Source organism: Variovorax sp. UC122_21 (genome assembly GCF_044056785.1).
In the GTDB taxonomy this organism is placed as follows: domain Bacteria; phylum Pseudomonadota; class Gammaproteobacteria; order Burkholderiales; family Burkholderiaceae_C; genus Variovorax.
Genome location: NZ_CP172004.1, coordinates 2,681,826 through 2,694,833, shown reverse-complemented (window position 1 = coordinate 2,694,833; position 13,008 = coordinate 2,681,826). Strand labels below are relative to the sequence as shown.

The 13,008-nt window shown below is 69.8% G+C and carries 13 protein-coding genes and 1 pseudogene; 11 read left to right on the top strand and 3 right to left on the bottom strand.

Features of this window, described 5'->3' with window-relative positions:
• Positions 1–33 precede the first annotated feature (33 nt).
• From ACHMXE_RS25030 to pilV, 3 genes are read right to left on the bottom strand one after another with little or no spacing between them, the layout of a single operon-like run.
• Positions 34–681 carry a PilX N-terminal domain-containing pilus assembly protein gene (locus tag ACHMXE_RS25030; RefSeq protein WP_395352005.1) on the bottom strand — a complete coding sequence of 216 codons (648 nt, stop codon included), beginning with the start codon at positions 679–681 and terminating at the stop codon, positions 34–36.
• Entirely contained in the window at positions 678–1,622 is a 945-nt protein-coding gene (locus tag ACHMXE_RS25025; protein ID WP_395352003.1) for a PilW family protein, read from the bottom strand. Before ACHMXE_RS25025 ends, ACHMXE_RS25030 begins: the two co-directional genes overlap by 4 nt.
• Positions 1,615–2,214 carry a type IV pilus modification protein PilV gene (gene pilV / locus ACHMXE_RS25020; protein WP_395352001.1) on the bottom strand — a complete coding sequence of 200 codons (600 nt, stop codon included), beginning with the start codon at positions 2,212–2,214 and terminating at the stop codon, positions 1,615–1,617. Before pilV ends, ACHMXE_RS25025 begins: the two co-directional genes overlap by 8 nt.
• Positions 2,215–2,377: 163 nt before the next feature.
• Between pilV and ribD the strand changes: the two genes are divergently transcribed.
• The 11 genes and pseudogenes from ribD (at position 2,378) to ACHMXE_RS24965 (ending at position 12,993) form a co-directional block, all read left to right on the top strand.
• Positions 2,378–3,505 carry a bifunctional diaminohydroxyphosphoribosylaminopyrimidine deaminase/5-amino-6-(5-phosphoribosylamino)uracil reductase RibD gene (gene ribD, locus ACHMXE_RS25015; RefSeq protein ID WP_395351999.1) on the top strand — a complete coding sequence of 376 codons (1,128 nt, stop codon included), beginning with the start codon at positions 2,378–2,380 and terminating at the stop codon, positions 3,503–3,505.
• Between the two features lie 122 nt (positions 3,506–3,627).
• Positions 3,628–4,281 carry a riboflavin synthase gene (locus ACHMXE_RS25010; RefSeq protein ID WP_203201416.1) on the top strand — a complete coding sequence of 218 codons (654 nt, stop codon included), beginning with the start codon at positions 3,628–3,630 and terminating at the stop codon, positions 4,279–4,281.
• Positions 4,282–4,320: 39 nt separating this feature from the next.
• The gene (gene ribBA / locus ACHMXE_RS25005; RefSeq protein ID WP_395351997.1) at positions 4,321–5,475 is read left to right on the top strand and encodes a bifunctional 3,4-dihydroxy-2-butanone-4-phosphate synthase/GTP cyclohydrolase II; all 1,155 of its coding nucleotides are present in this window, start codon (positions 4,321–4,323) and stop codon (positions 5,473–5,475) included.
• A 5-nt stretch (positions 5,476–5,480) separates the two neighbouring features.
• Positions 5,481–5,957, top strand: a complete 477-nt coding sequence (gene ribH, locus ACHMXE_RS25000) for a 6,7-dimethyl-8-ribityllumazine synthase (protein ID WP_203201418.1) — start codon at positions 5,481–5,483, stop codon at positions 5,955–5,957.
• Positions 5,954–6,523, top strand: coding sequence for a transcription antitermination factor NusB (nusB, locus tag ACHMXE_RS24995; protein WP_203201419.1), 570 nt, complete (start codon positions 5,954–5,956; stop codon positions 6,521–6,523). Before ribH ends, nusB begins: the two co-directional genes overlap by 4 nt.
• 52 nt (positions 6,524–6,575) lie before the next feature.
• Positions 6,576–7,761: pseudogene (locus ACHMXE_RS24990) on the top strand (pyridoxal phosphate-dependent aminotransferase).
• 742 nt (positions 7,762–8,503) lie between these two features.
• A complete protein-coding gene (gene ybgC, locus ACHMXE_RS24985) occupies positions 8,504–8,953 on the top strand; it encodes a tol-pal system-associated acyl-CoA thioesterase (protein ID WP_093344330.1) in 450 nt (149 codons plus the stop codon).
• Complete coding sequence (gene tolQ, locus ACHMXE_RS24980; RefSeq protein ID WP_093344331.1) at positions 8,950–9,669, top strand: protein TolQ; 720 nt, start codon at positions 8,950–8,952, stop codon at positions 9,667–9,669. The genes ybgC and tolQ overlap by 4 nt, the downstream gene beginning before the upstream one ends.
• 16 nt (positions 9,670–9,685) lie before the next feature.
• Positions 9,686–10,123, top strand: coding sequence for a biopolymer transporter ExbD (locus tag ACHMXE_RS24975; RefSeq protein WP_057594490.1), 438 nt, complete (start codon positions 9,686–9,688; stop codon positions 10,121–10,123).
• Positions 10,124–10,145: 22 nt separating this feature from the next.
• The gene (gene tolA / locus ACHMXE_RS24970) at positions 10,146–11,108 is read left to right on the top strand and encodes a cell envelope integrity protein TolA (protein ID WP_395351993.1); all 963 of its coding nucleotides are present in this window, start codon (positions 10,146–10,148) and stop codon (positions 11,106–11,108) included.
• A 154-nt stretch (positions 11,109–11,262) separates the two neighbouring features.
• Entirely contained in the window at positions 11,263–12,993 is a 1,731-nt protein-coding gene (locus ACHMXE_RS24965; RefSeq protein ID WP_395351991.1) for a peptidoglycan D,D-transpeptidase FtsI family protein, read from the top strand.
• Positions 12,994–13,008: the final 15 nt, after the last annotated feature.

Genomic DNA, 13,008 nt, shown 5'->3' with positions numbered 1-13,008 from the left:
ATGAATGTTCGAAGCAAGGGCATGGCAGTCCGATCAGGAGGACGAAGAGGAAGCGCCGGCACAGCCGGGACTCGCCGACGGCTTGGCCAGCGTGGTCTGCAGCAGCACGCGCGTCTCCTCGCGCGGTCCGTAGCCGATGGCGGTGACGCGGAAGACATGCGTCGCGGTGGCCGCGCTCGCGCTGTGCAGCACGCCCTGCGCTCCGCCGCCCCGGCTGCGCAGGGCTTCGACGACATAGCGCGGCGCCCGCGCCGACAGGCCACCGGCACCGGTGGCATAGACCTGCCCCGTGAACCGCCCATAGGCCACCGACGGCCCGGCATCGGCGTTGAAATCGACCTGCGTCCACGCCGGGTTCGCGCCCACCGGTGCGGCCGCGCAAAGCCCCAGCCGTGCACCGGTGCCGGCGCAATCGGCAACGAAGGCCGAGACATCGCGGCCATCGAACAGGCACAGCCGCCGGGCCGCATGGTCGTTGGGCCCGAGCAGGTCGCGCTCGGCATCGAGCAGCGCGGCCTCGGCGGCCTGGAACGCCACCTCGGTGTCGCGGTCGTGGCGCGCGATGCGTTCGCCGAGCAATGCGTTCTGCGCCGCGGCAAGGCCGAGCACCGACACCACGAGCAGCAGCATCAGCACGACGACCAGCGAGAAGCCGCGCGATGCACGCACGCGCGGGCTCATGGCGCGTCCTCGCGCTGGCTGTTGCGCAGCGCCACCGTGAAGCTCGCGACACGCCGCAGCCGCCCGTCGGCCGCCGGCCGGAAGCGGACCGCCGGGAACTCGGGGCCGAGTGGATGCAGCTGCGCCTCCTCGGGCCGGGGCCAGTGACCCGGCCGTGCGCTGCGCGCCACCATCCCGATGCGCAGCGCCACCACCTGGCGCCAGGCCGCGTTGCCGAGCGACGACGCAGCCGCCGCCGCATCGAGCTGCGCGGCATCGAGCCACTGCTCGGGCGTGCCGTCGCCATCGAGGTCACGCCCGAACAGCACGCGGAACACCTCGATGCCGCGCGCCAGCGGCTCGGAGCGGAAGCTGCCGCGCCGGTCGCCGCGGTATTTGCAATAGAGCTCGGGCTCCCCGTCGGCCGCCTCGGCGACATGGAAGATGCTCCAGGCCCGGTCGGCCGCCGTGGCCGTGCCGAAGCTCGGCGCGGGCTGCGCGAATCCCATGCAGTCGACCATGGTGCCGTCGGCCTCCATGGCATCGCCGTTGTCGTCGGTGCGCGAGCTGCCGGCGAAGCGCACGAGCAGCGAATCGCTGTCGTTCACGCCGCGGGTGTGGTGCCGCCCATAGCTTTCGCCGCTGGCGCCGACGCGGGTGTTGCGCGCGCCGACGATGTCGAGGTCGAGGGGATCGTTCCCGGCGGCCGTGGCCGCAGCGCCGGCCACGCGATCGGCATAGCCGGCCTGCCGCACCGTGCGCCGCACGACGAAGGCCGCGAAGCGCAGCGACTCCTCCACCGTGCGGGCATCGGACTCGGCGACGAACAATTGCCGGCTGCCGCCAAAGGCGAGCGTGGCCGCGAGCACGACCACCAGGCCGAGCGCCAGTGCGACCATCAACTCGACCAGCGAAACGCCGCACTGCCGCGCGCGGCCTCCGAGTCCGGGATGCTCAGTCACCGCGCGCCCCTTCGCTGGCCGGCTCGGCCATCAGCGACATCACAAGCCGCGGCGGTGCCGACGCAGCCGCGCGGCGCTGCGCCTCGCTCGCATTGCGCGGCAACCAGCCGAGCTTGACGACCAGCAACGGTCCATCGGCCTCGCAGGCCCAGGCATGGGCGCCCGATGCCTCGTTCCATGGATTGCCGTCGAAGCAGACCGTGACGCGCGCGCCCGGCAGGGCCTTCGCGGCGCGGTGCTTCCAGGCCTGCATGTCCCAGTGCGCGAGCGCCTCGGGCTTGCAGGCGACGCCGGTCGCCGCGCAATCGGTGACGCCGGTCTCGCCCATGGCGGATGCCGCGGTCCAGCTCGCCACGAGGTAGCCATTCGCCGCATCGCGCCGCCCGGCCACGGACCGGTTGAGCCGCGTCTTCTCCGACAGCTCGCGCACCAGGTTCAGCGCCGCGCCGAAGTTCGCGGCCTCGCCGCTCGCGCGCACCGCCTGCAGCAGCATCGCCGCCGCGCCGAGCAGCCCCAGGCTCAGCAGCGCGATGGACACCAGCACCTCCATGAGCGAGAAGCCCGTGCCGGCGCGCGCCGATCGATTCGACATTCCCATATCCGTCCTCCCCCTTCTCTTCTTGTGTCGCGTGTCTCGCGATCGAGCGGCAAGCGTACGAGCGCTCTGCGCGCAGGCAACGCTCCGTCCATCCGCATTCGCGCGCCGCTCGTATGATCCCGGCGCACCCGTGTCAACTTTTCCTCGCGAAGCCTCCATGCCCTCCCCCGAACACGACGCGCAGCACATGACGAGCGCCCTGCGCCTGGCCGCGTCGGCGCTGCTGATCACCGACCCGAACCCACGCGTGGGCTGCGTGATCGCCGATGCGCAGGGCCGCGTGCTCGGCCAGGGCCACACGCAGAAGGCCGGCGGCCCGCATGCCGAGGTGATGGCGCTGCGCGATGCGGCGGCACAGGGGCATTCGGTCGCGGGCGCCACCGCCTACGTCACGCTCGAACCCTGCGCCCACCATGGCCGTACCGGCCCATGCTGCGACGCGCTGATCGCGGCCGGCATCGGCCGCGTGGTCGCCTCGCTCGCCGATCCGAATCCGCTGGTCGCGGGCCAGGGCTTCGAGCGGCTGCGCGCGGCGGGCGCGGCGGTCGAGGTGGGTCCGGGCGCCGAGGAAGCGCGCGAACTCAATATCGGTTTTCTCTCGCGCATGGTCCGCAAGACACCCTGGGTGCGCATGAAGGTCGCGGCTTCGCTCGACGGCCGCACCGGCCTCGCCAACGGCGTGAGCCAATGGATCACGGCCGAGGCCGCGCGCGCCGACGGCCACGCCTGGCGCGCCCGCGCCAGCGCGGTGCTGACGGGCGTCGGCACGGTGCTCGAGGACAACCCGCGCCTCGACGTGCGGCTGGTCGAGACGCCGCGCCAACCGCACCTGGTGATCGTCGACAGCCACCTGCAGACCCCGCCCGACGCTCACCTTTTCATAGCAGGTCGCGCGGTCTGGATCTACGCGGCGGCGCGCGACGAAGCCCGGGCCGCGGCGCTCGAGGCCCGCGGCGCCACGGTCAGCTGCCTGCCGAATGCGCACGGCAAGGTCGATCTGGGCGCGATGCTGCGCGACCTCGCGGCGCGCGGCGTCAACGAGCTGCACGTGGAATCGGGCCACAAGCTCAACGGCTCGCTGCTGCGCGAGGGCTGCGTCGACGAGCTGCTGGTCTACCTCGCGCCCAAGCTGATCGGCAGCGGCCTCGACATCGCGAGCCAGATCCACGCCGACGGACCGCTGGTCTCGCTGGCCGGGGCACTGCCGCTGGAATTCCGCTCGGCCGACCGGATCGGCCCCGACCTGCGGATCGTGGCGCGCGTGGCCGGCCGGGACGCCTTCTGACGCCGCCCGCGGCGCGCCGGCTGCCGTCCAGAGCCGCCCGCCGAGACGCCCGCGCGACCTCGCCGCCGGTCCCGAAGTGCCAGGAAATGCCGCGGGCCTTCCGGACCTGCGAAAATGCGCGGATGTTCACCGGAATCATCACCGGCGTGGGGCGTATCGCCGCCATCCACGACCTCGGCTCCTCCTCCTCCCACGGCAAGAGACTCGGCATCGCGGCGCCCGACGGCTACCTCGACGACGTCGGCCTCGGCGACAGCATCGCGCTCAACGGCGCCTGCATGACCGTCACCAGTTTCGACCCCGCGCAGAGGCTCTTCACCATCGACATCTCGGCCGAGTCGCTCGACAAGACCGCGGGCCTGACCGAGGAAGGTGCGCGCATCAACCTCGAGAAGGCCTTGCGCGCGAGCGACCGCCTCGGCGGCCACATCGTCTCGGGCCACGTCGACGGTATCGGTACCGTGAGCCGCTTCGAGCCCGTGGGCGAGAGCTGGGAGCTGCGCGTGGTTGCGCCGCAGGCGCTGGCGCGCTTCCTGGCCTACAAGGGCTCGATCACCATCAACGGCGTGAGCCTCACGGTCAACACCGTCGCCGACGCGGCCGACGGCAGCAGCGAGATCAGCATCAACCTGATCCCGCACACCGTGCAGAACACCTCGCTGGGCGACCTGCGCGCCGGCTCGCGCGTGAACCTCGAAATCGACACCGTGGCGCGCTACGTGGAGCGCATGCTCCAGGCCGGCGTGCTGCAGCCGGCCCGGCCGGCCACCGACTGATTGACCGACATTCCCCGCATCCAAGGACCCCGCCCCATCATGAACGCATCCGTCACGCCGATCGGCGCCTCGCGCGCCAATCGGACGCCCGCGCCGATCTCCCCGGTGGAGGAGATCGTGGCCGAACTGGCCGCCGGCCGCATGGTCATCCTCGTCGACGAGGAAGACCGCGAGAACGAGGGCGACATCGTGGTCGCCGCCGACCACATCACGCCCGAGGCCATCAACTTCATGGCCCGCCATGCGCGCGGCCTGATCTGCCTCACGCTGTCGCGCGAGATGTGCGAACGCCTGCAGCTGCCGCCGATGGTGGCGCGCAACGGCACCGAGCACGCGACCGCCTTCACGGTCTCGATCGAAGCCGCCGAGGGCGTGACCACCGGCATCTCGGCCGCCGACCGCGCGCGTACCGTGCAGGCCGCCGTGGCGCGCAACGCCGTGGCCGCCGACCTGGTGCAGCCGGGCCACATCTTCCCGCTGCAGGCGGTCGACGGCGGCGTGCTGATGCGCGCCGGCCACACCGAGGCCGGCTGCGACCTCGCCGCCATGGCCGGCTGCTCGCCCGCCTCGGTGATCTGCGAGGTGATGAACGAGGACGGCACGATGGCGCGCCTGCCCGACCTGCAGCTGTTCGCGGCCGAGCACGGCCTCAAGATCGGCACCATCGCGGCGCTGATCGAGCACCGCAGCCGCACCGAATCGCTGATCAAGAAGGTCGGCTGCCGCGAGATCCAGACCGCCTGGGGCGCGTTCACCGCCCATGCCTTCGTCGACCAGCCCAGCGGCGGCGTGCACCTCGCGCTGGTGCGCGGCAAGTGGGCGCCCGAGGACACGGTCGACGTGCGCGTGCACGAGCCGCTGTCGGTGCTCGACGCGCTCGAGATCAACCGCTCGCTGCATTCGTGGAGCCTGGACGCCAGCCTCTCGCACATCGCGCAGCTCGACCGGGGCGTGGCCGTGCTGCTGAACTGCGGCGAGACGGCGCACGAGCTGCTGGCCCAGTTCGACGGCACCGCGCGCCCCGCGCAGGCGCCCGAGCGCGGCCGCATGGACCTGCGCAGCTACGGCATCGGCGCGCAGATCCTGCGCGAATGCGGCGTGCAGAAGATGAGATTGCTCGGCACGCCGCGGCGCATGCCCAGCATGGCGGCCGGCTACGGCCTCGAGATCGCCGGCTATCTGGCAAAGGACTGAACGACATGCAAGGTGCAAACCAGGGCGCGGCCGACAAGCCGCTGGACGGCAACAGCGGCAAGGGACTGCGCATCGGCATCGTGCAGGCGCGCTTCAATGCCGACATCACCGATGCGCTCGCCCGCGCCTGCCTCGACGAGTTCGCGGCGCTGGGCGTGGCCGCCAACGACATCCACCACGTGCGCGTGCCCGGCGCGCTCGAAGTGCCGGTCGCGCTGCAGGCGCTGGCCGAGCGCGGCGGCTACCACGCGCTGGTCGCGCTGGGCTGCATCATCCGCGGCGAGACCTACCACTTCGAGCTGGTGGCCAACGAATCGGGCGCGAGCGTGAGCCGCGTCGCGCTCGACTACAAGCTGCCCATCGCCAACGCCATCCTCACCACCGAGAACCTCGAGCAGGCCGTCGCCCGCCAGACCGACAAGGGCCGCGACGCGGCCCGCGTGGCGGTCGAAATGGCGCGACTGCTGGCCGACCTTTCATGACCGACGACACCACCCAAGAAGACCAGGGAGGCGCTGCGCCGCAGCGTTCCGCACGACCGGACAAGGCGCGCGCGACGCGCACCGGCCTGACCGCCACCGGCGCGCGCAAGGCCTCGGCCAAGTCCAACCGCACCCGCGCGCGCGAGTTCGCGCTGCAGGCGCTCTACCAGCACCTGGTGGGCCGCAACGAGCCGGCCGCCATCGACAGCTTCACGCGCGACCTCGCGGGCTTCCACAAGGCCGATGCCGCGCACTACGACGCGCTGCTGCACGGCTCGATCGAAGGCGCCGAACAGCTCGACGCGCTGATCGTGCCGCTGCTCGACCGCAAGCTGGCCGAGATCTCGCCGATCGAGCATGCCGTGATGTGGATCGGCGTCTACGAGTTCCAGCACTGCCTCGACGTGCCGTGGCGCGTGGTGCTCAACGAATGCATCGAGCTCGCCAAGGAGTTCGGCGGCACCGACGGCCACAAGTACGTGAACGCGGTGCTCAACGGCCTCGCGCCCCAGCTGCGTCCGCTCGAGGTCGAGGCCGACCGCGCGACCGGCAAGGCGCGGCCCTGATCCCGTCGCCATCTCCTTCTCTTCCTCCATCTTCTTTCGCGAGGCACCCCGCATGAGGATTTCGACCCGGGCCGAGCGCATCGAGCCCTTCTACGTGATGGAAGTGGCCAAGGCCGCCGGCAAGCTGGCGCGCGAGGTGGCCCACACCGACCGGCCGATGATCTTCCTGAACATCGGCGAGCCCGACTTCACCGCGCCGCCGCTGGTGCAGGAAGCCGCGGCGCGCGCGGTGCGTGCCGGTGCCACGCAATACACCCAGGCCACCGGCCTCGACCACCTGCGCGAACGCATCAGCCAGTGGTATCGCGACCGCTTCGGCGTCGACGTGCCGGCGCGCCGCATCGTGGTGACGGCCGGCGCCCTCGGCCGCGCTGCAGCTGGCCTGCCTCACGCTGATCGAGGCCGGCGACGAGATCCTGCTGCCCGATCCCAGCTATCCCTGCAACCGCCACTTCGTGAGCGCGGCCGAAGGCAAGGCCGTGCTGATCCCGACCACCGCCGAGGAGCGTTTCCAGCTCAGCGCCGACAAGGTCGAGGCCGCCTGGACCGACAAGACCCGCGGCGTGCTGCTGGCCTCGCCCTCGAACCCCACCGGCACCTCGATCGCGCGCCACGAGTTGCGGCGCATCCACGAGGTGGTGAGTTCGCGCGGCGGCATCACGCTGATCGACGAGATCTACCTGGGGCTGTCCTATGACGATGCCTACGGGCAGACGGCGCTCGCGATCGACGACAACGTGATCAGCATCAACAGCTTCAGCAAGTACTTCAACATGACGGGCTGGCGGCTGGGGTGGCTGGTGGTGCCCGATGTTCTGGTGCCTGTGGTGGAACGGCTGGCGCAGAACCTGTTCATCTGTGCGAGCACGGTGGCGCAGTACGCGGCGCTGGCTTGCTTCGAGGCGGAGAGCATTGCGGAGTACGAGCGTCGGCGCGGTGAGTTCAAGGCTCGGCGCGACTGGTTCATTCCGCAGCTCGAGGCGTTGGGGCTACCGGTTCCGGTGGTTCCCGATGGCGCTTTCTACGCCTGGGCCGATTGTTCGGGGCTGGCTGCTCGGCTCGGGATTTCGGGGAGCTGGGATTTTGCGTTCGAGGCTATGAAGCGGGCGCATGTGGCTGTGACTCCTGGTCGCGACTTCGGGACTGCTGATACTGCTCGCTTTGTTCGGTTCTCTACGGCCAGTTCGATGGCGCATCTTGAGGAAGCTATTGGTCGGTTGCGTGGTTTGGCTGGATGAGGGGTTCGGCTTTCTGGTTTGACGCTGCGTTTTTGTTGAGGCCGTTGGCCGGGAATTCCGCCCGGCGGCGGACCTACTTTCTTTTGCTTCGCCAAAAGAAAGTAGGCAAAGAAAAGGCGACCCCGCTGTCTGTGTCCCTTCGCTTCGCTACGGGCAACCTGCGGTGCTCGGCTACGGCGGGGGTCCGCAGAACTCGCTCCACTGCGTTGCGCTCAGACAGCTGCGGCCCTGATCCCGCCTACGCCTGCGCTCCTCGGCACAGCCAGAGGGGAGTGACTCGGGCCTTTGCTTCGCTCGGCCACACGACATCCATTCGGGCCTTCGCTTCGCTCGGCTTGGGATATTGCTCCCTCTCCCTCTGGGAGAGGGCTGGGGTGAGGGCTCCGGGGCGGTGGATACCGTCGCAACATCGGTGAGGCCCGGTGCCCTCACCCTAACCCTCTCCCAGAGGGAGAGGGGACAAGACAAACACAGGGCCGAGCGCAGCGACGGCCCGAACCACCCCTCTGGCTGCGCCGAGGAGCGCAGCGTTTCGCGGATAAGGGCTCGCAGCTGTCTGAGCGCAGCGCAGCGGAGCGAGTTCTGCGAGACCCCGCGAAACGCGAGCACCGCAGGTTGCCCCGTAGCGAAGCGAAGGGGTCCCGACAGTGGGTCGCCTTTTCTTTGGTTACTTTCTTTTGGCGAAGCAAAAGAAAGTGACTCGCCCGCCGGGGCGAGTCCCGGCCAACAGCCTCAAAAAAGAATGACTTACGAGTTCCCCCTACGCGTCTACTGGGAAGACACCGACGCCGGCGGCATCGTCTTCTACGCCAACTACCTCAAGTTCATGGAACGCGGCCGCACCGAATGGCTTCGCTCCCTGGGCGTCGAGCAGAACAAGCTGCGCAATGAAACAGGCGGCCAGTTCGTCGTCAGCGAGACCCAGATCAAATACCACCGCCCCGCCCGCCTCGACGATCAGCTCATCGTCACCGCCGACCTACGCCAGATGGGCTCCGCCTCACTGATAATCGCGCAGACCGTGCTGCTGAAGCCGGAGCAGGCGGGCGCCACCCCCACCCTGCTGTGCGAAGGCACGATCCGCATCGGCTGGGTCGACGCCGCCAGCCTGCGCCCGGCACGGATTCCGGCGCAGGTTTCGGGAACCCTCGAACGCTATCGCGGCTCCATGACTCAACCCTTCAAGCCATGAATCAAGATCTCTCCATCATCAATCTCCTGCTCCATGCCAGTTTCATGGTGCAAGCGGTCGTGCTCCTCCTGGTGATCGTCTCGATCGCAAGCTGGGCCGCGATCATCCGCAAGTACTTCGCGCTCAAGCGCATGCGCGCGCTCAACGACGACTTCGAACGCGAGTTCTGGTCGGGCACCAGCCTCAACGAGCTGTTCGCCTCTGCCGCGCAGAACGCCAAGTTCGCCGGCCCCATGGAACGCATCTTCGCCTCCGGCATGCGCGAGTATCAGAAGCTGCGCGAGCGCCACGTGAGCGACGCGCCCACGCTGCTCGACGGCGCCCGCCGCGCGATGCGCGCGAGCTTCCAGCGCGAGCTCGACGCGGCCGAACAGAACCTGTCCTTCCTCGCCACCGTGGGCTCGGTCTCGCCCTACGTCGGCCTGTTCGGCACGGTCTGGGGGATCATGCATGCCTTCACCGGCCTGGCCGCGCTGACCCAGGTCACGCTCGCCACCGTGGCGCCCGGCATCGCCGAAGCGCTGGTGGCCACCGCCATCGGCCTGTTCGCCGCCATCCCGGCCGTGGTGGGCTACAACCGCTTCGCGCGCGAGATCGACAAGATTGCGATCGCCCTGGAGACCTACATCGAGGAGTTCTCGAACATCCTCCAGCGCAACCTCTCTTCCAACCCGTCCGCGGCGGCCCCGGCGGGCCCCTCGGCCACCAACCGCTGAACCGGAGCGCGCACGCATGCCCGCCGTTTCGTCCCGCGGCCGCGGTCGCCGCACCATCAACGAGATCAACATGGTCCCGTTCATCGACGTGATGCTGGTGCTGCTGATCATCTTCATGGTCACCGCGCCGCTCATCACGCCGAGCGTGATCAACCTGCCCACGGTCGACCGCGCCAACAAGCAGCCCGACAAGCCGATCGAGATCGTCATCAAGAGCGACGACGAGGTCCAGGTCAAGAAGGACCCGTCCCAGGGCACCGGCGGCGCCTCGGTGCCGATGACGCAGATCGGCAGCATCGCCAAGGCCGCGCAGAACGGCGATGACCAGCGCCCGGTGGTCATCAGCGCCGACAAGTCGGTCAAGTACGAGACCGTGGTGAAGGCCATGAACCAGCTCAAGCGCGCCGGCATCGAGCGCGTGGGCCTGTCGGTCCAGACCACCAACGCCAAGTAGCGCCAGCCGGACCCGAGAACGCATGTCACTCGCCCTCGATCGCCCCGAGTTCGCGCCGCCGCCGCAGCGCGGCACGCCGCGCGCCGTGGTGCTCGCGCTGATCGCGCACGCGCTGCTGATCGCCGCCCTGACCTGGGGCGTGCGCTGGAAGAGCGAAGGCGACGACGACGCGGTGGAAGCCGAGCTGTGGTCGCCCACGCAGCAGGTGGCCGCGCCGCGCATCGCCAATCCGCCGCCCGCCCCCGCGCCCACGCCCGCACCGCCGCCTCCCCCGCCCCCGCCCCCGCCACCTCCTCCGCAGGCCGTGCGGCCCGATCCCACGCCAGCGCCCAAGGCGCCCGACATCGCGCTCGAGCGCGAGAAGAAGCTGCGCGAGGAGAAGGAACAACGCGAGCGCGAGCAGGAACAGCAGCGCCAGCAGGAAAAGAAGCGCCAGGAAGCGCAGGCCAAGAAGGAGAAGGACCAGCTCGAGGCCAAGAAGCGCGAGGAAGACCGCCAGAAGGAACTGCAGCAGCAGAAGCAGGCCGAGCAGCAGAAGCTCGCGGAACAGAAGAAGCGCGACGACGCCAAGAAGCTCGAACAGCAGAAGGCGCAGCTCGACAAGGACCGCCAGGACAACCTGCGCCGCCTGATGGGCCAGGCCGGCTCCACGGCCGAACAGACCACCGGTCCGCGCTCGGGCAAGGGCGCGGGCAGCGGCGGTCCGTCGGCCGGCTACTTCGGCCGCGTGGCCGCGCTGATCAAGCGCAACGTGGTGTTCGATCCGAACTCGATCAGCGACAACCCCGCGGCCGAGATCCAGATCCAGACCTCGCCCGACGGCACCATCGTCGGCACGCCGCGCCTCGTGAAGTCCAGCGGCAATGCCGCCTGGGACGACGCCGCCCTGCGCGCGGTGCAGAAGACCGAGGTGATGCCGCGCGACGTCGACGGCCGCGTGCCCTCGCCGTTCCCGATCATCAGCGTGCGGCCGAAATCGCAGTGATGCGGTGAAGACGCGAGCGGCGCGGCGCTTCGGCCGCGCGCCGCCGCAGTCTTAGCGCCGAATGAGCGCGCGCGCCGGCCCGGAACTCGCGGCCTCCGGCCCCCTCTACCGCCCACAACAACACGGCGGGGAAGAGCGCTCCCTCACAAGAACGATGAAGCCCAACGGACACATCCGGTATGGCAGCAGCCCCCTGCTCGCGAGCAGGACACCGGTCTGGCGCAGCAAGCTCATCGTCGCGGCCGTGGCCTTCGGCTTCCTGCTGCTCGCGGTGCGCGCGGCCTACGTGCAGGTCTTCGACAACGACTTCTTCCAGCACCAGGGCGAGGTGCGCTACCTGCGCACGCTCGAGCTGCCGGCCAACCGCGGCCGCATCCTCGACCGCAACGGACTGATCCTGGCCTCCGACATTCCCGCGCCCAGCATCTGGGCCATTCCCGAGGACATCGAGCGCGGCGATCCCGCGGTGCAGGCCCGGCTGCACGAAGCGGCACGGCTGCTCGGCATGCCGCAGAAGGACTTCGACAAGAAGCTCGAGGACGAGGACAAGAGCTTCGTCTGGATCCGGCGCCAGGTCGACGAATCCGTGGCCAAGCAGGTGGCGGCGCTCGGCATCAAGGGCCTCTACCTGCGCCGCGACTACCGCCGCCAATACCCCGAGGGCGAGGCCGCGGCCCACCTGGCCGGCTTCACCAATGTCGAGGACATCGGCCAGGAAGGCGTGGAGCTGGCCTTCGACAAGGACCTCGCCGGCAAGGCCGGCTCGCGCCATGTGCTGAAGGACCGGCTCGGCCACATCGTCGAGGACACCGAGGACCAGGTGCCGCCGACCGACGGGCGCGACATCCAGCTGAGCATCGACGACCGCGTGCAATCGGTGGCCTACGAGAAGATCCGCGACGCCGTGGTCGCGAACAAGGCCCGCGCCGGCAGCGTGGTGGTGGTCGACGCGCGCACCGGCGAGCTGCTGGCGATGGCCAACTACCCGAGCTACAACCCCAACGACCGGCGCAACCTCAGCGGCGAGCAGCTGCGCAACCGCGCCATGACCGACGTCTTCGAGCCCGGCTCGACCATGAAGCCGATCACCATCGCGACCGCGCTGCAGCTCGGCCGCGTCACGCCCAAGACCATCATCGACACCAACCCGGGCCGCATCACCGTCTCGGGCGCCACCATCCACGACGACGAGAACTTCGGCGTGCTCACGGTCGAGGGCGTGATCCAGAAGTCGAGCAACGTCGGCGCCACCAAGATCTCGCAGCGCATGTCGGCGCAGGAGATGTGGAACTCGCTGACCGCGGTCGGCCTGGGCCAGAAGCCGCAGACCGTGTTCCCGGGCGCGGTGACCGGGCGGCTGCGGCCGTGGAAGTCGTGGCGGCCGATCGAGCAGGCCACCATGTCCTATGGCTACGGCCTCTCGGCCTCGCTGTTCCAGATCGCCCATGCCTACACCGCCTTCGCGCACGACGGCGAGGTGATCCCGGTCAGCCTGCTGAAGAACGACGGCACGCCGCCCACGGGCGTGCAGGTGTTCTCGCCGCTGGTGGCCAGCGAGGTGCGCCAGATGATGCACCTGGCGGCCGCGCCCGGCGGCACCGCGCCGCTGGCGCAGACCATGGGCTATTCGGTGGGCGGCAAGACCGGCACCGCCCACAAGCAGGTCGGCAAGGGCTATGCCTCCGACAAGTACCGCGCCTGGTACACCGGCATGTCGCCGATCGACAAGCCGCGCATCATCGTTGCGGTGATGGTCGACGAGCCCGGTGCCGGCAAGTACTTCGGCGGGCTGGTGGCCGCGCCGGTGTTCAGCCAGGTGGTGCAGGAGACCCTGCGCATCATGAACGTGCTGCCCGACCTCGCGGTCGCGCCGATGGCGCACTGAAGAGGGACGGCGCCG

What these genes read in the sequence shown, in the direction of transcription:
- ribH (WP_203201418.1), top strand. Translation starts at nt 5,481, where the DNA reads ATGCAAGGTGCAAACCAGGGCGCGGCCGACAAGCCGCTGGACGGCAAC.
- ACHMXE_RS25030 (WP_395352005.1), bottom strand. Translation starts at nt 681, where the DNA reads ATGAGCCCGCGCGTGCGTGCATCGCGCGGCTTCTCGCTGGTCGTCGTG.
- ribD (WP_395351999.1), top strand. Translation starts at nt 2,378, where the DNA reads ATGCCCTCCCCCGAACACGACGCGCAGCACATGACGAGCGCCCTGCGC.
- tolA (WP_395351993.1), top strand. Translation starts at nt 10,146, where the DNA reads ATGTCACTCGCCCTCGATCGCCCCGAGTTCGCGCCGCCGCCGCAGCGC.
- ACHMXE_RS24965 (WP_395351991.1), top strand. Translation starts at nt 11,263, where the DNA reads ATGAAGCCCAACGGACACATCCGGTATGGCAGCAGCCCCCTGCTCGCG.
- nusB (WP_203201419.1), top strand. Translation starts at nt 5,954, where the DNA reads ATGACCGACGACACCACCCAAGAAGACCAGGGAGGCGCTGCGCCGCAG.
- tolQ (WP_093344331.1), top strand. Translation starts at nt 8,950, where the DNA reads ATGAATCAAGATCTCTCCATCATCAATCTCCTGCTCCATGCCAGTTTC.
- ACHMXE_RS24975 (WP_057594490.1), top strand. Translation starts at nt 9,686, where the DNA reads ATGCCCGCCGTTTCGTCCCGCGGCCGCGGTCGCCGCACCATCAACGAG.
- pilV (WP_395352001.1), bottom strand. Translation starts at nt 2,214, where the DNA reads ATGTCGAATCGATCGGCGCGCGCCGGCACGGGCTTCTCGCTCATGGAG.
- ybgC (WP_093344330.1), top strand. Translation starts at nt 8,504, where the DNA reads ATGACTTACGAGTTCCCCCTACGCGTCTACTGGGAAGACACCGACGCC.
- ribBA (WP_395351997.1), top strand. Translation starts at nt 4,321, where the DNA reads ATGAACGCATCCGTCACGCCGATCGGCGCCTCGCGCGCCAATCGGACG.
- ACHMXE_RS25010 (WP_203201416.1), top strand. Translation starts at nt 3,628, where the DNA reads ATGTTCACCGGAATCATCACCGGCGTGGGGCGTATCGCCGCCATCCAC.